The 19,346-nt window shown below is 50.5% G+C and carries 15 protein-coding genes; 11 read left to right on the top strand and 4 right to left on the bottom strand.

Annotated elements, in window-relative coordinates; translation table 11 throughout:
* Positions 1-249: 249 nt before the first annotated feature.
* Positions 250-579, top strand: a complete 330-nt coding sequence (locus ACTJKZ_RS18725; protein ID WP_260059729.1) for a hypothetical protein — start codon at positions 250-252, stop codon at positions 577-579.
* Between the two features lie 80 nt (positions 580-659).
* Here the strand turns inward: ACTJKZ_RS18725 and ACTJKZ_RS18720 are convergent, their stop codons facing one another.
* Positions 660-893: a DNA polymerase V subunit gene (locus ACTJKZ_RS18720; RefSeq protein WP_161736644.1), complete on the bottom strand. Its 234-nt coding sequence runs from the start codon at positions 891-893 to the stop codon at positions 660-662.
* Between the two features lie 944 nt (positions 894-1,837).
* On the opposite strand from ACTJKZ_RS18720, the gene ACTJKZ_RS18715 reads away from it, so the two are divergent.
* From ACTJKZ_RS18715 to ACTJKZ_RS18705, 3 genes are all read left to right on the top strand, one after another.
* Positions 1,838-3,052: a diguanylate phosphodiesterase gene (locus tag ACTJKZ_RS18715; protein WP_285088893.1), complete on the top strand. Its 1,215-nt coding sequence runs from the start codon at positions 1,838-1,840 to the stop codon at positions 3,050-3,052.
* A gap of 172 nt (positions 3,053-3,224) precedes the next feature.
* On the top strand, positions 3,225-3,434 hold the full coding sequence (locus tag ACTJKZ_RS18710) for a CsbD family protein (RefSeq protein ID WP_010256969.1): 210 nt from the start codon (positions 3,225-3,227) through the stop codon (positions 3,432-3,434).
* Positions 3,435-3,634: 200 nt separating this feature from the next.
* Positions 3,635-4,399: a MerR family transcriptional regulator gene (locus tag ACTJKZ_RS18705; RefSeq protein WP_440829925.1), complete on the top strand. Its 765-nt coding sequence runs from the start codon at positions 3,635-3,637 to the stop codon at positions 4,397-4,399.
* A 74-nt stretch (positions 4,400-4,473) separates the two neighbouring features.
* Here ACTJKZ_RS18705 and ACTJKZ_RS18700 read toward each other — a convergent pair whose 3' ends face one another.
* Together ACTJKZ_RS18700 and ACTJKZ_RS18695 are read right to left on the bottom strand one after the other, a co-directional pair.
* Positions 4,474-4,962, bottom strand: coding sequence for an Hsp20 family protein (locus ACTJKZ_RS18700; RefSeq protein WP_222925687.1), 489 nt, complete (start codon positions 4,960-4,962; stop codon positions 4,474-4,476).
* 173 nt (positions 4,963-5,135) lie between these two features.
* Complete coding sequence (locus ACTJKZ_RS18695) at positions 5,136-5,375, bottom strand: transcriptional regulator (RefSeq protein ID WP_161736648.1); 240 nt, start codon at positions 5,373-5,375, stop codon at positions 5,136-5,138.
* Between the two features lie 371 nt (positions 5,376-5,746).
* On the opposite strand from ACTJKZ_RS18695, the gene ACTJKZ_RS18690 reads away from it, so the two are divergent.
* The 3 genes from ACTJKZ_RS18690 (at position 5,747) to ACTJKZ_RS18680 (ending at position 9,774) form a co-directional block, all read left to right on the top strand.
* Positions 5,747-5,971, top strand: coding sequence for a DUF3606 domain-containing protein (locus ACTJKZ_RS18690; protein WP_013356498.1), 225 nt, complete (start codon positions 5,747-5,749; stop codon positions 5,969-5,971).
* Between the two features lie 512 nt (positions 5,972-6,483).
* Entirely contained in the window at positions 6,484-8,268 is a 1,785-nt protein-coding gene (locus tag ACTJKZ_RS18685; protein WP_161736649.1) for a putative bifunctional diguanylate cyclase/phosphodiesterase, read from the top strand.
* Between the two features lie 318 nt (positions 8,269-8,586).
* The gene (locus tag ACTJKZ_RS18680; protein ID WP_161736650.1) at positions 8,587-9,774 is read left to right on the top strand and encodes a diguanylate phosphodiesterase; all 1,188 of its coding nucleotides are present in this window, start codon (positions 8,587-8,589) and stop codon (positions 9,772-9,774) included.
* 1,437 nt (positions 9,775-11,211) lie between these two features.
* Here the strand turns inward: ACTJKZ_RS18680 and ACTJKZ_RS18675 are convergent.
* Entirely contained in the window at positions 11,212-12,285 is a 1,074-nt protein-coding gene (locus tag ACTJKZ_RS18675; protein WP_222925685.1) for a RepB family plasmid replication initiator protein, read from the bottom strand.
* Positions 12,286-14,276: 1,991 nt separating this feature from the next.
* Here ACTJKZ_RS18675 and ACTJKZ_RS18670 point away from each other — a divergent pair.
* The 4 genes from ACTJKZ_RS18670 to ACTJKZ_RS18655 all read left to right on the top strand — a co-directional run bounded on the left by ACTJKZ_RS18670 (position 14,277) and on the right by ACTJKZ_RS18655 (position 19,291).
* Positions 14,277-15,479 carry an AAA family ATPase gene (locus tag ACTJKZ_RS18670; RefSeq protein WP_161736566.1) on the top strand — a complete coding sequence of 401 codons (1,203 nt, stop codon included), beginning with the start codon at positions 14,277-14,279 and terminating at the stop codon, positions 15,477-15,479.
* Positions 15,476-16,447 carry a ParB/RepB/Spo0J family partition protein gene (locus ACTJKZ_RS18665; protein WP_253418521.1) on the top strand — a complete coding sequence of 324 codons (972 nt, stop codon included), beginning with the start codon at positions 15,476-15,478 and terminating at the stop codon, positions 16,445-16,447. The genes ACTJKZ_RS18670 and ACTJKZ_RS18665 overlap by 4 nt, the downstream gene beginning before the upstream one ends.
* Positions 16,448-16,667: 220 nt before the next feature.
* Positions 16,668-17,594, top strand: a complete 927-nt coding sequence (locus tag ACTJKZ_RS18660) for an aminoimidazole riboside kinase (protein ID WP_253418524.1) — start codon at positions 16,668-16,670, stop codon at positions 17,592-17,594.
* A 161-nt stretch (positions 17,595-17,755) separates the two neighbouring features.
* On the top strand, positions 17,756-19,291 hold the full coding sequence (locus ACTJKZ_RS18655; protein ID WP_161736563.1) for a carbohydrate porin: 1,536 nt from the start codon (positions 17,756-17,758) through the stop codon (positions 19,289-19,291).
* Positions 19,292-19,346: the final 55 nt, after the last annotated feature.

The raw sequence follows: 19,346 nt of genomic DNA, 5'->3' as shown, positions 1-19,346 counted from the left end.
TTGCGAATAGCAGGCGTTACCGGGGACGAAAATTCGAAGTGTGGGCGTGACATCAGATTAACTGATACGTGTAAACATGGCGGGATATACGCTGGGGGTACTACTCTGAGTTTTTAACCATTTGTGTCAGGGCCAGATTAAATCAGGGAATTCACTGGCGGAATGCTGATTCTGGTCTATGCTCACTGGCCCGACCAGGCTTAAGCCTGTCGCGCAGCAATAACGCTTACAATAAAAAAGGTAGTTCTCATGGATTTAGCCACATTTGAAACCAGAACCGGTCTTTGGCCACACATGCAGTTTACGGATGTTGAATATGAAGAGTGCAGTGCTGGCTTTGAAATCTACGCCATTGATGTCAGCCGCCAGACGAAGAGCAAGCTGTTTATCTGTCGCGTCGCAACTGAACAGCAGGCAGCGTCGCTGACGGCACAGTTCAAAGAGTGGCTGCCAAAGTTAAAGCTTAAAAAACGTAAAGTTGCGCTCAACCTGGCACGTATGGCCTGCGACAAGAGCTATCCTGCAAATCCTAACTTCCAGGATCGGCCGGATAGGCGTCGTCATTCGTCCAGGCTCTGAAGCTATTCAGTCAGCATCTGCCAGAGCAGAGTGGCTGAGATGCCTGCACTATCGTGTTATTTTCAGTTCTGCGGCGCGTATTAATCGTGCGCCGCAGGCATCTGAAACAGCCGGCACTCTCCAGGCTCAACAGAGATATCACTGAAGGTCGTGATATGCATCTCTATCCAGGTATTTGCGGCTCGCAGTGTATGAGGTGCGTTGCGCTGTTGCAGCTCCGCCACAAAATCCTGGGTGCTGACGGTAAACTGACCGGCATCATCCTGTCTAATCGCCTCTCTGAATGCATACCAAATCTCATCATCCTGTGACATCACATTGACTCCACAATGGCTTCTGTTTGAAATAATGCTGTATGCATAAACAGTATAATTAATCCGTCAGGCGGTCAAGTTTGCTCTCACATTGGTGCACGATGCCTGAATTATGGCCATTTGTAGCAGTAACCGCAGGCAGATCAGGACTTTAATCCTAATCTTAGTAATCGTTTTCATACCTGATTAAATGATTGATCATACTCATTATTTTACATTGTAAGCATTTTAATTATTTGATATCTAACTAAAAAAATAGTAACCGCAGCGGAAATAACAGCGGTTTTGCCCTATCTTTAAATGGCTCTGCAACGAAATCCACTTCTGTTTCAGAGTGATCTGACTCCTACCCTTGCCCCCTTCGAAAGGGGGCACTTTTTCCGATACCGCCGATGTCGAGACGGAGTAAATCTGCAGAACGGTAATGTTTACGCGTACCGGTTAAACCTGCAGAAGACGTCAAGACTGTGACTGGAAAAAGGAGAATTTGTAATCTGGTAATTTAATGGTTGCCCTGATGTTATCAAAAGCCTAAACCAGTTGATTGAATATCAGGACAATTTTCTGACATATCAGAGAAACTGATTTTACCCGCTTAATAATTCCGCCAGTTCAGCATGGTAAGGAGAACATAAAGCGCGCAATAATCAGGCACAAACCGAATGACCGGCGCCTCACCAGGGATGTCGTTGCGTGATAATAATATGCTATGTCCGCTCTTCGCCCCCGCTTTTGCGGGGGCTATTCTTTTATCTCTGCTTATTCGCCGGTTTATTATTGAAACACCATCGGACATGCGTACGCTTAATTCCTGATGTGCTGCCCTGCCCTATGCCCGGTTTGATGCCGCAAGCAGAACGATATATTGGCCGCAGTTATGCCCTTAACACTCAATATTTCTGTGATATGGTTAATCAGTAACTTCCTGCCATATGAGGCTGCTTATGCTCTCCACCCTGATTTACCGTAGCCAGCTTGCGGGTTTGGTCTCGCCAGAGAAGCTCAAAGCGCTGGTGGAGCGCGCCAGTATCAAAAACGCTGAAGCTGAAGTCACCGGGATACTGCTCTATGACGGGCTGCACTTTTTTCAGGTGCTTGAAGGGAGCGTTGAGAACGTCCATACGGTTTTCCAGCGTATCAGCCAGGATGATCGGCATTTTAATCTGATTGAACTGATGCGAGATTACGCCCCTGCGCGTCGCTTTGGTCATGCCGGCATGGCCTTATTTGATTTACGTGACTATCAGAAACATACCGTCGTGGAAGCCCTGCTTAAACGGGTCACCCTGACTGATGAGCGAATCAGACATGACCGGGTAGTGAAGTTCCTGCGTTCTTTTGTCGAGGGTAGGGACAAAGAGACGTTTATCGGGATTGCCCCTGCCAGCGAGTGGACACTGACTACGCCCCTTGCCATCAGTGCCCAGCCACCTCTGCAGCCTGCAGCGGATCAGCGCTGTGAATTTGCGCTTCAGCCTATCGTAGACGTAGCGAATCGCCGGATTGTCTCCTGCGAAGCCCTGATACGCGGTCTTCAGGGCGCATCACCCGCAGACTACTTTTTACAGCTGCCGGAAGGCGAGCGTTACCAGGCGGATCTCCATTCCAAAACCTACGCGTTTCAGCTGGCCAGACATCTCGGCTTGCGGGAGCAGACCCTTTCCGTCAACCTGCTTCCCATGTCGCTGGTCGTGATCGACGATGCGGTTGACCATCTCATTCAGCAGATCAGGCAACAGGGATTGCGCCCTGAGCAGGTGGTGGTTGAGGTGACTGAAGATGAGGTCATCTCCCGCTTCGATGCCTTTCAGTTTGCTGTACGGCAGCTGAAAGCAGCCGGAATCAGCCTGGCCCTTGATGATTTTGGTGCCGGTTTCGCAGGCCTGTCGCTGCTGGCCGATTTCCAGCCCGACAAAGTTAAGATCGATCGCAAGCTCATTACCGATATTCACCGCAGCGGCCCGCGTCAGGCGATTGTGCTGGCCATCCTTAAATGCTGCCATGCGCTGGAAATCACGGTCATTGCGGAAGGCGTCGAGAAAATGGAAGAGTGGCTCTGGCTGGAAGGTGCCGGGGTCCGCTATTACCAGGGCTTTCTGTTTGCCCGCCCTGCCCTTAATGCCCTGCCTGCCGTGAGCTGGCCTGCACGACGTCCGTAATTTTACCGGCAAAATATTCCCCTGCCTGCGCTTTTGCTCATAGTTTGAAGCGGCTCACACCGCTTCGCTGCAAAAAGCAAAAGCTGTGCCATGCTTAATTCATCTGACAGCCTTCTGGCAAGACAGATATTCATCAGGTCCCTGGATAACAACCGGAATTGGGAGATTCACCATGAACGAAGATCGCATTGGCGGTAACTGGAAGCAGTTCAAAGGTAAGGTCAAGGAAAAATGGGGTGATCTTACGGATGATGATATGACCGTTGTAGAAGGGAAGCGCGATCAGCTGGTCGGTAAAATTCAGGAACGCTACGGCTACGAGAAAGACCGTGCCGAAAAAGAAGTGAAAGAGTGGGAAGATTCCAACAAGTACCACTGGTAAAGCGTTCTTCATCGCCGGGCGTCTCTGCGCCCGGCACCTGCCCATCAGCGCTCTTCTCCGTATGTGCGTTTACTCCACGCCATCTCCGCACCAGTCGCGGGCATAGATTATGGAAATGATTGTTTCTTTATTTATTTCTGGCGTGCATACTGCGGCCATCTTCCCCGATCGGGGGGCGTTACGCTTCACGGATATCAACTATGCCTCAGCACTCTACCGACACCGTATGTGGTCTCGTCGGTGTTCTTCCTGAAACTCTGCGTCGCTGGCGCCGTGCCGGGCTGCTCACACCGCCTGGCCCTGCTGGCTACTCAGATCAGCAGCTTACGCGCGCCCTCTGCGTTCGTGAAATGACATCAGGAGGCCATACGCTGTTTGATATCCATGCTGCCCTTAACTGTCCCAACGTCACGCTGCCTGGCGGCTGGGCCTGCCGGGAAGAGGATATGTTGCACCTGCTGGCGAACAATCCGGACGCAGATGTTGAACGTGAACTACAGATGATGAATACCGACTACTGTGGCGATGATTATGTTAACCGCTATCTGCGGCCGCTCAACCTCTGGCTGCGTTCTGACCTCAGTAAAGGAGCAGCCCAGCGTCAGCAGCGCTTTCATACTGCCGTAATCCGCCAGTGGGAGAGCCTGTCGCTGGCCGCACGGCGACGCAACACCATACCGCTGTTTCTTGAAGCGGTCAGCGTGACGGATGAAACCGAGATCTGGATGGAAGCGATACGGCTCAACGGACAGGGCTTTCGGGTTGAAGTCGCCGCGGCCACACGCGGTGTTCCCGCCGTGGCGCATCGCCGTTTTGAGCATCATCTGATGTGGTGTGGCGATGGTATCAGTGTATCGATGAAGGCGGCATTTCACTCCCGTCTTGAGGCGGGTGCGCCCATTATGCTGACCGGAACAAATACTGGCGTGCACTCATCCGTTTGCCCGATGTCTGCCAGCGCCTGACGCCGTTGATCTTCTGCCCTGCCGGCAGTTAAAAAAAGGCGGAAACAGCCTGAGCCGCTTCCGCCCTGTTCACATTACTGATGTTCCAGCGTTCGTGGTCCGCCGATTGCAATCGGGATGCGGCGCGGTTTCTCGCTCTCCGGTATCTCCTGGATCAAATCAATGCTGAGTAAACCGTCCGCCAGACTGGCGCCGGTCACCTTCATGTGCTCCGGAATAGTAAAGCTCATCTGGAAATCATGCCGGGAAATGCCGCGATGGATCCAGCTGCTGTTCTCCTGCCGGGTCTCGCCAGACGATTCCTCTGATGCATCATTCCGGTGACCTGCTACGGAAAGCCGTCCGCCACGCAGTTCTATTTCCAGCTCATGCTCTTTCCAGCCGGGTACGCTGACGGTCAGCGCGTAACGGTTATCCTCAACCCGCTGCAGATCATAAGCGGGAACTGACGTCACCGGATTGTCGCCAGTCAGCTGGCTGAACAATTTATCGATACGGCTAAAACGGTCTGAAAAGACAGAATCAGCCAGCGAAGGGAAAACAGAAAACTGTTGCACTGACATGGTGATAATCTCCTGAACAGGTTCATCCAAAAGTTCATCTGACCGGTATCATATTTCCGATCACCGTTAAAATAGGGATCGGTTGTCAGCTTTCAAGTGGCTAAATAGAATTTTTTTACGTGACGGTACGGCCTGTTATCACAGAAACAAATTTAAGGATATTAACTGAGCCGTTACTTTTTGCTCTGAGGCGCAAGAACAAAATGGGGATGACAACCCGCCAGTAACAACAGTAGTTCATATTCGCCCTGGCTAAGTAGCGTCGGATTACCTGCAGCTTCTTTGGTTTGCCAGACTCTCAGGCTCAGGTCAAAACGCTCAGCGGCGCTCTGCTGTGAGAGGCCAGCGGCAAGACGAAGTTCACGCACATTACTCTGGACAACCACAGGCGGCTTGGGGGGACGATTAACCAAACAAAGACTCCTTAAACATGATAAAAACCGCTAAAGCACAGCGCTTCGCCAGCAATTAAAGCGAAGCGACCCGAAAGCGCTCAGAGCGAAAAGACCAGAGAATAATTGACTATTTTGCTTAAATGTCAAATTTCAGAATCAACAATTAAGCGAAATTTTTCTGTAAGCGAAACGGCATATTTCGTCCTGACAGCGCTTTTCCTATTTCCTTAGAATGCTTTATTTCTTCCGCCAGGAATTATCCTGTTATTTGACTTAAGGAGCATTCAGGGATTAATCCGCTACCTCAATGCCCCTTTCTTCATCAGGATGGATGTTTAGCCTGAGGTCCCTGTTCAGGCTGCATCATTGAAACCAGAGGAGGATAATGAATGAAAAATCCCATCCAGCGTCGCTCACCCGACGATCTGTCGCATGTGGAAATTCGTGAACAGTGGCAAATCACCTACTGGACTCAGGAGCTGAGGACAACCCAGGAAAGACTGACACGCGCGATTCGTGAAAGCGGCGCACGAACCGAACAGGTTCGTGACTGGCTGGAACAGAACCCACCCCCACGTCGCCCGGCTCAATCTCTGAATGGCATCAAACGTTAAGCTGATTGCTGTCAGAAACGCTGTGTTAACGCCGGCATTACGGTGGATTGGCCTGCATCAGCCGGGAGCACGCTGACAGGTCACCTCTGCCGGTCTGGGTTCCTTCCCGGCTTTTACGTTGTGTTTGAAGAGGTTATCCCGCAGAGTAGCCTGTGCATAACGATCCTGCCTCCGTCATCTGGGCTGTTTTCCATGAAAACCGACTTAGAAATAATATTAACCATCCTGAATGCTTGTTGATTTTCTGCCCGTAAATGAAGCTTAAACGTGCTGAAGTGGCTGGCTGAAAATATAAAAGGTAAATAATCAGACACCGCTTCGATTAAATTTTCGAATCGTTAATATTCCCTTTATGCGTTAAAGAAAATATTAAGAGACACCCGCCGCATACTCCCTTATTATCAGGCTGACAATAAAAAATACGCTATATTTCCTGCCGCCCGAATCAGATTTCGCTCCGGACAGTTTTCTTTTTTCGCTCCGTAATCAGCCGGTGCGGAGGTTACACACACATGCTCAAGAATCTAGACGGCGACAATGAGCGCCGAAGTCGTGCTTTGCAGGCACTGCGCAACCCTGACGAAAGTCGCGATGACGTTCTGCGAAAATTTGTCCGGTTAGCCAGTCAGGCCCTGGGTATCCCGGGAAGCTTTATCTCGGTGCTGGATGACGAATTCCAGACCGTACGCGCGTCACATAACTTTGATCTGCAACGCTCGACGCGTGGGGATTCACTCTGCCGTCATGTGGTAGACAGCGACAGCGCAGTGATCGTGCCGGATACCTATCACGATGCGCGCTTTGTCACGCATCCGCTGATCACTGGCTCACCTTTTATTCGTTTTTATGCCGGTGTGCCCCTGAAAACCCGCGACGGCATTATTCTGGGCACGCTCTGTGTTACCGACACCGAGCCGCATGCATTTGCCGTTGAGCAGGTGACGACATTAACGCTGCTCTCCACACTGGTCATGTCCTTTCTTGAAGCCTGGCATTCGGCTGGTTTTTGCGATCCGGTGACCGGATTGCCTAATCGCCAGCGCCTGATACGTGATTTGCAATATCTGGCTGTGGCCGGCGACACCACGCCACGCCGTCTGGTGCTGATTGATTGCATCGACATGTCACGTGCTTATGAACTGGCCCGCACCATGGGAATGAATCCGGTTGAAAGCCTGCTGAAGGATATGGCTACCCTGCTGCCGCTGCGCCTGCGTCCGGCGGTAGGTGAAATGATCTACACTGTGGCCACAGGGCGGTTTGCCATCTTGACTCGTGCCGATAGCCGGCTAAGTGCAGCCTGGGTCGCCGATCGCCTGGAGGGTATCAGTGCAGACATGGATGAGGGGCTGTCAGTTGCACTGACGCCTCATACCGGTGAGGCCGGCTTTGTTGCCGGCAGCATGTCAGCGTCGGAAGTGTTGCGCCGCGCGGTGAGCGCGCTGAATGAAGCGGTCGGGCGCGGGCTGCCTTCTCAGCGTTTTGATATTGAGGCGGAGACACAGCGCTCAGAAGATTTCCTGCTGATGACCGATCTGAAAACAGCTCTGCGCGATAACATCGGGCTCTATATGGTCTATCAGCCTAAAATTTGCCTGCAGAGTGGTAAACCGGTGGGCCTGGAAGCGCTCATCCGCTGGCGACATCCCAGCAGAGGGGAACTTTCACCGGCTGCCTTTATTCCGCTGGCCGAGCAGACCGATCTGCTCTCGGTGCTGACCGCCTGGATTATCGACCAGGCCGTTGAACGTCTCAGACGACTGCGTAATAACTGTATTCAATTGCCATTAACCATAAACGTCAGCGTGCGCGATTTTGCATGCGAGGGATTTGCTTCCGCGCTGGAAAGCAAAATGCTGAAGTCTAAGCTTCCGACCTCGCTGCTGGGCATCGAATGTCTGGAGACAGAGCGCATCCTTGAAAGCCCCACCGCTCTTCGCGGACTGGAGATGCTCAGAGAACGGGGATTCACGATTTCACTCGATGATTTTGGCACAGGCTACAGCAATATCAGCTATCTGCGTCGTATGCCGCTGGATGTTATCAAGCTGGATCGCTCTCTGATCAGTGAGCTCTCTTCAGATACGGCTTCACGCATTATTGCCCGTAGCATCATCGCCATGCTCAAAGAGCTGGACTATACGGTGGTGGCAGAGGGCGTTGAGTGTCCTGACGCCGTGACATCCCTGACAGAATATGGCTGCGATCAGGCCCAGGGCTATTTCTATTCGAAGCCATTAAACGAAGAAGCGCTGGATCACTGGCTTCACTGGAAACTGCGTGGTGAGTGCCATTAAACCTGCGCGCTAAAAAATCATCGATGCCTGTGTTGAACATTACGCTTATGTCACTGCTGAGCCGATGATTACGTTTCCGCGAGAACCACAAGGCCGCCCCGATGGCTGCCTTATTTATGATGCAATGACATGATTTCATCGGCACAGATCCAGCAGCGTCATTACGGTTACGTTAACTGAATGCAGATCTGCCGATTTGCCGTTTCGCTTAGTGCCACCTGCTCTGTTGCAGTCCGTGCGACAGCAATCAAGTATAGATGAAACATTTTTTGATCAGTGTTAGCGTGTCCGCAACAATTACGTAAAACGGAGCTGCACATGCTAACTACCATAATCTATCGCAGCCATATTTCAGATGACTTTCCGGTCAGAACCCTTCCGGAGATGGTCGATAACGCCAGCAAAATCAACAGCACGCACGATGTAACCGGTATCCTGTTATTCAACGGCACCCATTTCTTCCAGTTACTCGAAGGTCCTGAAGCGGGCATTCAGGCAGTTTATCAGCGAATCTGTGCCGATCGGCGGCATCATAATGTCGTCGAACTGATGCGTGACTATGCGCCTTCCCGACGTTTTGGTAATGCGGGCATGTCGCTGTTTGACCTGCGCGAACACGATCGCTCATCACTGCTACAGGCGGTGCTGGACAAAGGTACGTCTAAATATCGCCTGACCTATGATGATCGGGCACTGCAATTCCTGCGTACTTTTGTAGAGTCACGTGAGAAAGAAAACTACTACGAGGTTCTTCCGCCAGGTTACTGGGAGTTTATTTCAGAGCACACTCATGTGCCGGACTCCCGCCCGGAGACAGAAGGCGTGAGCTTCCGTCCGGTGGTCGATCCGCTGGCGCGTCAGGTGACCGCCATTGAAGCTGTTACCCTTCGTCCGGCGCTTACCGATGAAATTTCCGGCGACAGGCTTTATGTTGACGACCTGGAAACCGTGAAGAAAACCTTTTCCCAGGCTGGTCTGGTTTGTCCCGATGGTATGACGCTCTACGTGAGTCTGCTGCCAATGACGCTGGTTGTCATACCCGACGCCGTCGAGCACATTGTGGCAGCAATTCAGCAGGCGGGGCTGGTACCGGAGCAGGTCGTTATTGGTGTGAGTGAAACCGGCGTGATTTCACAACTGGACGCGTTCTCTGAAGCCGTACGCGCACTGAAAGCGTTCGGGATCAGCCTGTCTATCGACAATTTTGGAGACGGCTCCGCAGGATTATCATTGCTGACTCATATTCAGCCCGACCGTATCCGTATTGATGCCGGTATTACCCGCGACGTTCATCGCAGTGGGCCAAAGCAGGCGGTTGTGCTGGCGATCATCAAGTGCTGCTCAGCGCTGGAGATCACCGTCATCGCGGCAGGGATCGTACAGGCAGAAGAGTGGATGTGGCTGGAAGCAGCAGGTGTAATCAATTTCCAGGGTACGCTGTTCGCCGCTGCGGGCCGATATGAGGCGCAAGCTGTCGCCTGGCCGGAATATCGCGAGGCCATGTAACGTACGCAGTCCTAATAATCCTAAAGCGGTGCGCCAGCGAGCGGCCGCTTTCTTCATTTATGGCCCTGCCAGCTCTCAGGAACAGGTGTCATTGACAGGCATCCCCTGCGTCCCCGTATTTATCCACGCATTCAGCACTTCTTTTGCAATCATTCTGAACGCGATACTGACACTTTTGAATGAGCTGATGACGCGTATCCGGCATGCATTTCCGGATAACCACTATAGCGAGTAACTCTGACAGGTTAACCACTATAGGAAGTAAATCGGAGACCGAACTGCGCTATCCGGCCAGGGAATGTGACAAATATCCACTATAGCGAGTAAACGTGCGCCAGAAGCGTTACTGTTAACCACTGTAGCCAGTAAGTTGCGCAATAATCATCCGAATCATAACGATAACTAACTCGCGCAGAGAATAAGCGCAAAGATAACCACTGTAGCGAGTGCCTGCTCACCTCTCTCCTAAGAGGATAACCACTATATCGAGTAAGTCATTCAGACAGAGGAGCCTGAAAATATCCGTGCTTAGCAGGGCACCTCGCACGATTCACCTGCGGGGTAACCACTATAGCGAGTAAAAAGGTCGTGTGAAGATGTGCATGTAGCAGGAACAGAATCATAGCCCTGCCCTGCTCTATGCTGTTATTCAGTAAAATAACTTTGTTTTGTTAGCGAAACCATTCTGCTCATCCTGTAACGCAACCACTGTAGCGAGTGCCTGCCTGATCTCTCCTGTCGCGCTGGTTTTTTATCCTCATGATACGGTGAGAGACATATAATGATAGTAAGCACTCACTTTACATTACTGAATATTAGTAACAAACAGTATAAAACGATACCGCTAACCACTATAGCGAGTGATCTCCTCCCTTCTATCCCAAAAAATAACCACTGTAGCGAGAATGTTGTAACAGCCAGGTCTGTCATCTGATCATTATCTGAAAGTATTAGCCAATAAATCATCAGAAAACCACTATAGCGTGTAAATCTTATGGGCAGAATGAGGTAAACAAAGATGAGATGGTCATTTCAGAATGGCCATAACCACTGTAGCGAGTAAGGCCAAAGAGCTGAATATCGCCAGCGAAACACGACATATGGCGTCGGGAGGTAAATCCGTATGCTGTTAACCAGACCAGACTAACCACTATAGCGAGTGCTGACACGCTAAAGCGTTAACGCAACGTTTGCAGAGATACCGCGGGACGAACTGGCTAACTACTGCAGGAAGTCGATCTTTTGCGAAGCTTAATGCACCCTCCTGATCAGAGAGGCGCAATGGAAAACCAGAGCAAATAGCAGGATGTTTTTCAGGCAGGCGATTCAGGATGTAGATGCTCCGTCGGGAAAAGATTAACCACTATAGCGAGTAATCTTACTCGCTATAGTGGTTAGCAGGATCCATCAGCCATGAGCGGTGTGGTGAACAGGTAACTAACGGTTTTTCTGTTTCCTGATTTTATTAAGTAACTCTTTTTCCTCACGCGATACCATGACAAGCTCACTGCTATCATCCTCACTCACCGGTTCGGGCAGATTGACATCAATCATAGTGGAGTCGCTGTCCAGATCGTCAAACTCGTCCATCTCATCATCGATTAAGCCTGCCTTACTGAGCGGCAGTTCGGCAGGGCGCAGCTTGGGATGACGATAATGGACCCAGAAGTACACAGAAGAGCCGCGGCGGGTCTCGGTATAGTCGAGATAACCAATCTCTTTTAGCTGCTCCATCGCCTTTCTGACCGTCGCATTCTGGGTGATCACGCGCGACGTAAGGTTGAGCCGTGCACGCAGGCGCGCCATAGATATTGGCGCAGGTTTGGGCGGAAGGCTTTCAATAAACGTATAAAGTGCCTGAGCGGACTCTTTGCGTGCCAGCTCATTAATAGCCTTAAGCTGCAGCAGAACCTTTCTGTCGAACTGATAAAGCTCAAAGATCTTAGGATCGGCCTGTAAGGTCACCGTGTCCTTTTTAACGCTGTATTTGGCGGACTGCACCAGATGCGTTGTGTAGTTCTCTCCGCCCTTGCTGGTAAAAGTCAGGGTGTTAGACGCAATCCGCGTCAGCGAAGCGTCCAGACGGCTCCTGAGCTTCGATGAGAGGCGCGCAGAAGGTATGCCGCAGAGTTTTGCAAATTCTACGAACGAGAGCGTTACCGTGTCTCCCAGACACTCATGCGTGGCGAATGCGCGAATGATCCCAACCCAGGTCTTAAAATCATTATCCATATCCAGTCGGGCACCCAAAATCTTGATGTTGTCATACCCTTCCGATCTGACCAGGGATAACTGTTTCAGATCCTGAGTCACATCCATCGCATTCATCTGGTTTTTCTGACTGCGCGCTGTGGATTTCAGCGTTGGAACAAACAAGCCGAGTCGCATTAACGCGACCGGCTGCACGGTGTTATTACTGTTGGGCGTCAGAGTAACAACTTCGCCTGTACGCTTGTCTGTTTCGCTAAACGCATCAGCTATGTTCAGGATATCTGGTTCTTTTCTTGGCATTAGGAAGATCCGTGATGTGAACAGGCGAGAGCCGCTGTTACTCAATACAGTGGATACTAGCACTCACTATAGCGGTTAATCTACTTGCCATAGTGGTTATTTATCTCGATACAGTGGTTGTTTTACTCGCTATAGTGGTTAGCCATCCTTCTTTATCGCAGTGATACCAAGGGCTAAGGCGGCATGGGGATCTTTCAGGACCTTTAAAGGGATCTAATGTGGATCTGTTATGGGATCTATTCAGTGGAAAACTTGCCCAAAAAAACCAGCAGGTCCGTCAGTTAACACCTTAGCCTTCTCAGATAACGTACTGTTTTATTACCCAGGATAAGAAAAATGACAGCGACCAGGCTTATACACATCATAAAGCACGCTCTACTCGCTACAGTGGTTATTGCGTACTCGCCAGCGCGGTTGGTTTACTCGCTATAGTGGTTATTGTGCTCTCTCCAGTGGTTATTCTTCTCGCTACAGTGGTTACCAACACCCTTTCAGACCTTGTGCTACGTGGCTTCAGAGCCTGCAGGGATCTGTTAAGGATCTCAATTTGATCTATTGAGGATCGACCAATTGGATCTGGCCTGTGAATAACGGGGATAAAACATACCTGATTCAGAAATCATCGAGGCTGACATCAGACAGATTTTCAGTTGCGGATATGAAATAGAGAATCGCTATAAGCAGGTTATTACCTGTTAACGCAACCGGTTACTGGCAAGACAAAACATGAAACCAGACATCCGCTGATAACCTTGTAGGTGTAAAGGTTTTTAGCCCTGAGGTAATAATTTGGCGCTATTCAGATAATAATCCGGGAGGGGAGCGCAATTTTCACCATGAATTAAATTACTTATGTATCTGATAGTAAAGATATTTTTTTAAATTTTCACTGTGAAAACACCAGCAGTATAACGCCAGATTCAGCTTTTCTGAGGCTTAAACATCGTTTTATTATGTCCGATGAGCTCTCTCCTTACTGCATTAAAGTAGCCATAAATTAGTTTGAAATAAGGTACTCTTTTACCCGGCATAATCAACACGGCTCATAAAGGAACTCGTTATGCATAATCACATTATTATCTGAAAGCAAGTAATCCTTGATAAGGAGGGGGAAAGAAAGTGGATGGGCCTACTGGTGCGCAAATGATTTAAAAGATTAAATTATGCAGATTTCTTTTTGCTGCTTATGCGAGGTTTTATTGCTTATTATTATCTCGCGTGACGCTCTCAATCCCCTGCTCCGTTCAAAGGTATCAATATGTCATGGTAGTAATTCATAACGCGACTAAACCGATTGATTGAAAGACCGCTTTTTTATGAGAAAAATAATTAGTCAGAAATAACAAAAGAATCTCTATCAGATGTAATGAAAAATGCTGCTGAACCAGGCTGGAAAACACTCATGCAGACTCTAAACAAATCGTAATCGAGTAATGTAAAGGTATGAACTACTGGCAGGGCTAACAAGGGTTTACTGACAGTATGGCTACTTATCAATTTCATCAACGTTTAATTCACTATGGTTGATCAGAACCCATGCTCTGGTAATGTCTGATGAAACAAATTTACAAATAATAGTAAGCTTGATAAAAACACGTTTTCAATACGCATTTTCACCAAGCTTATATTCATTTAAGTTTATGATTTTAATAGAGATATCTGATATTTTCATGATGAAAACACCATGTGGAGCGTCTGTAATATGGGTCAGCGTTGCTGGCCGATCATTTCTGCCTTACCAAAAAACAGATATCGAGTGCTGACATCCGCCATCCATTATCAAACTTAACTCTGATGTCTGTTCAACATACTCAAACTGAATGAACAAAAGTCATAGAGCTTAAGCAAACCTCTTTTACAGCCAACCATAAATCTCAGATCATCATTCCACTACCTGAGACAAAAAATCCAGGTTTTTGGCATTTTCCTAAAAAATTGGCAGATATTCGCTTTTTGTGTAGTATGCAAAAAACATTAACGCAGAGGGGCTTATGAAGCGTGATTATGGTGGAGTGCTGGAGATGGCAACACGTGCCAACTCCATGTTACATGGACTTAGTGACCACATTGAGCAGCAGCGTCAGGAATTTAACCAGACAGGGTTTTACCAGACTTTCTCTCGCAATGCTGTAGCAAATATGCCACTGCTGAGTAAGCACGCTGTCGTCGCAGCGATTAGTGATATGGAAGCAGCAGGATACCAGTTTGGTAAAAAGCAAACCGGCAGTACATCGCAATATGCCCTGACCATTCAGAACGTCGTCGACATTTATCAGCATCGTAAAGTGCCTAAATATCGCGATCGGCATGCTGGCCCCTTTGTCGTGTTTGTTGTCAGTCTTAAAGGCGGCGTCTCTAAAACCGTCAGCACCGTGACGCTGGCTCACGGTATGCGCGCCCATCCTTCTATGCTGCACAATGACCTGCGTATACTGGTTATCGATCTGGATCCACAGGCATCGAGCACGATGTTCCTGAGCCATACCAACAGTGTCGGTTCCGTACTGGAAACAGCAGCGCAGGCTATGCTCAACGATCTGGATGCAGATCAGCTTCGTGAGCAGTTTATTAAGCCTACCGTTATGCCCGGCGTTGACGTTATTCCGGCCTCAATCGATGATGGCTTCGTTGCCAGCGACTGGGAAGAGCTGGTTGCTGAACATCTGCCCGGTGTTGCGCCTTCAGAGGTCCTTCGCCGTAATGTGATCGATCGTCTGGCAGGTGACTATGATTTTATCTTCCTTGATACCGGTCCTCATCTTGATTCCTTTATGCTGAATGCCATCGCGGCCAGCGATGTGCTGTTGACACCGACGCCACCGGCACAGGTCGATTTCCATTCCACCATGAAGTATCTGACGCGCCTGCCAGAAATGCTGGAGCGTATCGAGTCCGAAGGTATCGAACCGCGGCTCAAAGCTAATATCGGCTTTATGTCTAAGATGACATCCAAGCATGACCACCTGACGTCGCAAAGTTATGCACGTGAGGTGTTTACTAAATCGATGCTGGACTGTGGCTTACCTCGTCTTGATGGATTCGAGCGTTGTGGCGAATCCTTTGACACGGTAATCAGTGCTAATCCCGCTTCCTATCCCGGCAGTGCAGACGCCCTGCGTAAAGCCAAATATGAAGCTGAGCAGTTCTCAAGGGCTGTGTTTGATCGCATCGAATATATCAGGAGTACCCTGTGAGCAAACCTATACAGCGCATTGGCCGCAAGTTCGGCGATTCTGCTATTGCGAACATGATCGACAGCAGCAGCCAGTCGCGCACCTTTACGCTGAAGTCAGGTGCGAAGGCAACTTTTGTGCGCCAGCTGGTCCTGCATGATGATATAGAAACCCGAACCAGTGTTGACCCGAAGATCAACGGACGTGATCAGAGCACGCTGACGCCGGAATCGCTGCAGGAAATCACCCGTACGATTACACTGCAGCAGTTTTTCCCGGCCATTGGTCGCGTAAACGGCGACCGGATTGAGATTATGGATGGTTCGCGCCGTCGTGCTGCCTGCATTCTTTCCGGGGCCAGTCTGGAAGTGCTGGTTACTGCAGATGAACTGAGCCTCAGCGATGCGCGTCAGCTGGCTGCTGATATTCAGACGGCTAAAGAGCATAACCTGCGTGAATTAGGTCTGCGCTTTATGCTTATGAACGAAAGTGGCATGAGCAAATCAGAAATTGCTAAAGCGGAAGGCATCTCAAACGCTAAGGTCTCACGTGCATTTCAGGCCGCATCCGTGCCCGCTGAGTTTATCGAACTCTTCCCGGTCGTTTCTGAGCTGACCCTTCAGGATTATCAGTTACTGCTTGATGTCTGGGAGGAGGCGAAAGCGGAAGCGATGGATGCCGCCGGACTGGCCAGCGAAATCCAGCAAAAGCTGGAGGCAGATGATTCACTGCAAAACGCTAATTCAGATGAGAAGAAGAGCGCAATCCTGAATGGTTTCAAAAGCGCCCGTCGTCAGTTAAAAAAACCTGCACCGGTCAGCAAAATGGTGACGGAAAAGCTGGCAACGTTTACTACAGCCAATACCTATGCGCGTCGTAAAACCAACGATGAGAAGCGCACCGTGCAGTATGAATTCAGTCGTTTGCCAAAAGAGATTGCTGAACAGATTGATGCGTCGATCAGACAGATACTCTCTACGCTTAAATAATCTTCATCACACATCACTGACAATCAAACCGGCCGCTGTGCCGGTTTTTTTTATACCTGACCTCTGCCCGTAATTATCGGGCATGTGCCTGTTCGGCTCTCTACCATAAACGTCTTATGTTAATCACATATCACTTCAGCATGTTAATGCTTGAACCTTACGCCATTTAGCGCTATAGCTAAAACGGTTTAGCTTTCAGGTTTAATCATAGGAGTTTTTTATGTCTGTTCGCGTATGGTGCCTCGGGGATGCCGTGGTCGATTTGCTACCCGAAATACCGGGGCGCCTGATGCAATGTCCTGGCGGAGCACCTGCCAATGTTGCCGTTGGCATTGCCCGACTGCAGGGAAACAGCGGTTTTATCGGACGGGTGGGTGCCGATCCTTTTGGTGAGTTTATGCGGCAGACGCTAAATGAGGAGAATGTTGATACCCGCTATATGATCGCTGATTCACAGCATCGCACGTCAACCGTGGTGGTCGGTCTGGATGAGCAGGGCGAGCGCACCTTTACCTTTATGGTGCGGCCCAGTGCCGACCTGTTTCTTGAAACGTCCGATCTGCCCGAATTTAATCGAGGGGAGTGGCTGCATTGCTGTTCAATTGCCTTAGCGGCGGAACCTTCACGCACCGCGACGCTGACCGCTATGAAACAGATTCGGGCGGCAGGCGGCCATGTCAGTTTCGATTTAAATCTGCGGGAAGATCTCTGGCCCGACCCGGCGCTGCTGCATACGGTGGTGAACGAGGCCCTCAATCATACAGACGTGGTGAAACTCTCCGACGAAGAACTCGATTTTCTCAGCCCGGGTCAGGAAGCGGCTGTCAGCATGCCGCAGCTGGCCGCAAAATTCAGCATTCGCTTGTTACTGGTGACACGGGGCAGGGAAGGGGTGATGGCCTGTTATCAGGGCCGAATCACCCACCATGCTACCACGCCCGTTAACAGCGTCGATACTACCGGTGCAGGTGATGCCTTTGTGGCCGGATTACTCTGGGAGCTGGCGAAGTCAGGTCTGCCTGTTAATGAATCGCAGCTTGTCAGCTGCCTGCTGACTGCCCAACGTTGTGGCGCACTCGCCACCACGGCAAAAGGTGCCATGACAGCACTTCCCTTGCGCCACCAGCTGGACGATCTGGCTGGCTAATCGTCATCTGACAGCCCTGTTTTGCGAGCTATCTCACAATCACTAAACCGGTTTAGCATTTTTCATTGCAGAGGGAAATTACCCGTGGCTATGATTTGCGCCTAAACCGGTTTAGCAAAAAAAACCGGTGATGATAGCCTCTCCTCAGGGATATAAAAAAAATGAAACTAAGCACGTTAGCCATCGCCCTCTCTGCAATATTCTTTTCCACATCCGTCTGGGCCGATCCCAGCATGAGCAGCATCGAAGCCCGCCTGGCGGCAATGGAGCAGCGACTGCAGGCTGCCGAGCAGCGGGCGAATGCGGCTGAAAGCCGTGCAGAGATCGCCGAAAAGCAGGCTCAGATGGCTGAACGGCAGGCTCAGCAGCTGGCGGCGGTTCAGCAGCAGACCCAGACCTCCACCGCTGAGGTCGCGCAGCGCACCGCGAAACTGGAACAAAAATCTGCCGATGAAGGTGGCTTTGAGTTCCACGGTTATGCACGCTCCGGATTATTGATGAACAGCTCCGCCGCCAAAACGCAGGGCGGCCCGACCGTAACCCCGGCTGGAGAAACCGGCGGTCACGTCGGGCGTCTGGGTAATGAGCCGGATACCTACGTTGAGCTCAACCTTGAACATAAGCAGACGCTGGATAATGGTGCCACCACCCGCTTCAAAGCGATGCTGGCCGATGGACAGCGCACTTATAACGACTGGACGGCCGCCAGCAGCGATCTCAACCTGCGTCAGGCGTTTGTCGAACTGGGACAGCTTCCCACCTTCAGCGGTGCATTCGATAACGCAACGGTCTGGGCAGGTAAGCGTTTTGATCGTGATAACTTTGATATTCACTGGATCGACTCCGATGTCGTGTTCCTTGCCGGAACCGGCGCCGGTATTTACGACATGAAATGGGCAGAGCAGGCGCGCAGCAACCTCTCGCTTTATGGTCGTACCTTTGGTGACATCGAAAACAATGAAAACACCGCGCAGAACTACATCCTGTCGCTGAATAATTTTGTCGGCCCGGTGCAGATGATGGTCAGCGGTATGCGGGCGAAAGATAACGACGATCGTCGGGATATTGACGGCCTCCGTGTTAAAAGCGATGCGGCCGAAACCGGCGTCCATGCGCTGCTGGGCCTTCATAACGACAGCTTTTATGGGCTGACAGAAGGCACGTCGAAAACAGCCCTGCTCTATGGTCATGGCCTGGGCGCTGAGGTGAAGTCGATTGGTTCTGACGGCGCACTGTTGCCGGAAGCGAACACCTGGCGGCTGGCAAGTTACGGGATCACTCCCCTTGGCGGCGGCTGGCACATTGCGCCCGCCTTACTGGCACAGCGCAGTGACGATCGCTACGTCAAAGGTGACAGCTACGACTGGGCGACAGTCAACCTGCGGCTGATTCAGGAAATCACGCAGAACTTCGAGATGCAGTATGAAGGCTCTTATCAGTACATGGATCTGCGTCCGGAAGGTTACAACAACCGTAACGCGGTCAGCGGCAGCTTCACCAAACTTACTGTTGCGCCAACCCTGAAAGCCGGTGATGTCGGCGACTTCCTTAAACGTCCGGAAATTCGTCTGTTTGCAACCTGGATGAACTGGGATCACCGGCTGGATAACTATGCCAGTGACGACGCGTTCGGCAGCAAAGGCTTCGATGCCGGCGGTGAATGGAACTTCGGTGTACAGATGGAAACCTGGTTCTGATCGGGCGGCCCCGGCTGCCGGGGCCTGAACGTCACGCGGATAAAAACATAACAAG

Origin of the sequence: Pantoea sp. 22096 (genome assembly GCF_052045955.1) — a bacterium.
Taxonomy (GTDB): Bacteria; Pseudomonadota; Gammaproteobacteria; order Enterobacterales; family Enterobacteriaceae; genus Pantoea; species Pantoea alfalfae.
This window is presented reverse-complemented; position numbering and strand designations above follow the sequence as displayed.

Coding starts and splice junctions, on each gene's coding strand:
- ACTJKZ_RS18705 (WP_440829925.1), top strand. CDS start 3,635: ATGCCTCAGCACTCTACCGACACCGTATGTGGTCTCGTCGGTGTTCTT.
- ACTJKZ_RS18685 (WP_161736649.1), top strand. CDS start 6,484: ATGCTCAAGAATCTAGACGGCGACAATGAGCGCCGAAGTCGTGCTTTG.
- ACTJKZ_RS18720 (WP_161736644.1), bottom strand. CDS start 893: ATGTCACAGGATGATGAGATTTGGTATGCATTCAGAGAGGCGATTAGA.
- ACTJKZ_RS18675 (WP_222925685.1), bottom strand. CDS start 12,285: ATGCCAAGAAAAGAACCAGATATCCTGAACATAGCTGATGCGTTTAGC.
- ACTJKZ_RS18655 (WP_161736563.1), top strand. CDS start 17,756: ATGAAACTAAGCACGTTAGCCATCGCCCTCTCTGCAATATTCTTTTCC.
- ACTJKZ_RS18725 (WP_260059729.1), top strand. CDS start 250: ATGGATTTAGCCACATTTGAAACCAGAACCGGTCTTTGGCCACACATG.
- ACTJKZ_RS18715 (WP_285088893.1), top strand. CDS start 1,838: ATGCTCTCCACCCTGATTTACCGTAGCCAGCTTGCGGGTTTGGTCTCG.
- ACTJKZ_RS18710 (WP_010256969.1), top strand. CDS start 3,225: ATGAACGAAGATCGCATTGGCGGTAACTGGAAGCAGTTCAAAGGTAAG.
- ACTJKZ_RS18660 (WP_253418524.1), top strand. CDS start 16,668: ATGTCTGTTCGCGTATGGTGCCTCGGGGATGCCGTGGTCGATTTGCTA.
- ACTJKZ_RS18680 (WP_161736650.1), top strand. CDS start 8,587: ATGCTAACTACCATAATCTATCGCAGCCATATTTCAGATGACTTTCCG.
- ACTJKZ_RS18670 (WP_161736566.1), top strand. CDS start 14,277: ATGAAGCGTGATTATGGTGGAGTGCTGGAGATGGCAACACGTGCCAAC.
- ACTJKZ_RS18700 (WP_222925687.1), bottom strand. CDS start 4,962: ATGTCAGTGCAACAGTTTTCTGTTTTCCCTTCGCTGGCTGATTCTGTC.
- ACTJKZ_RS18690 (WP_013356498.1), top strand. CDS start 5,747: ATGAAAAATCCCATCCAGCGTCGCTCACCCGACGATCTGTCGCATGTG.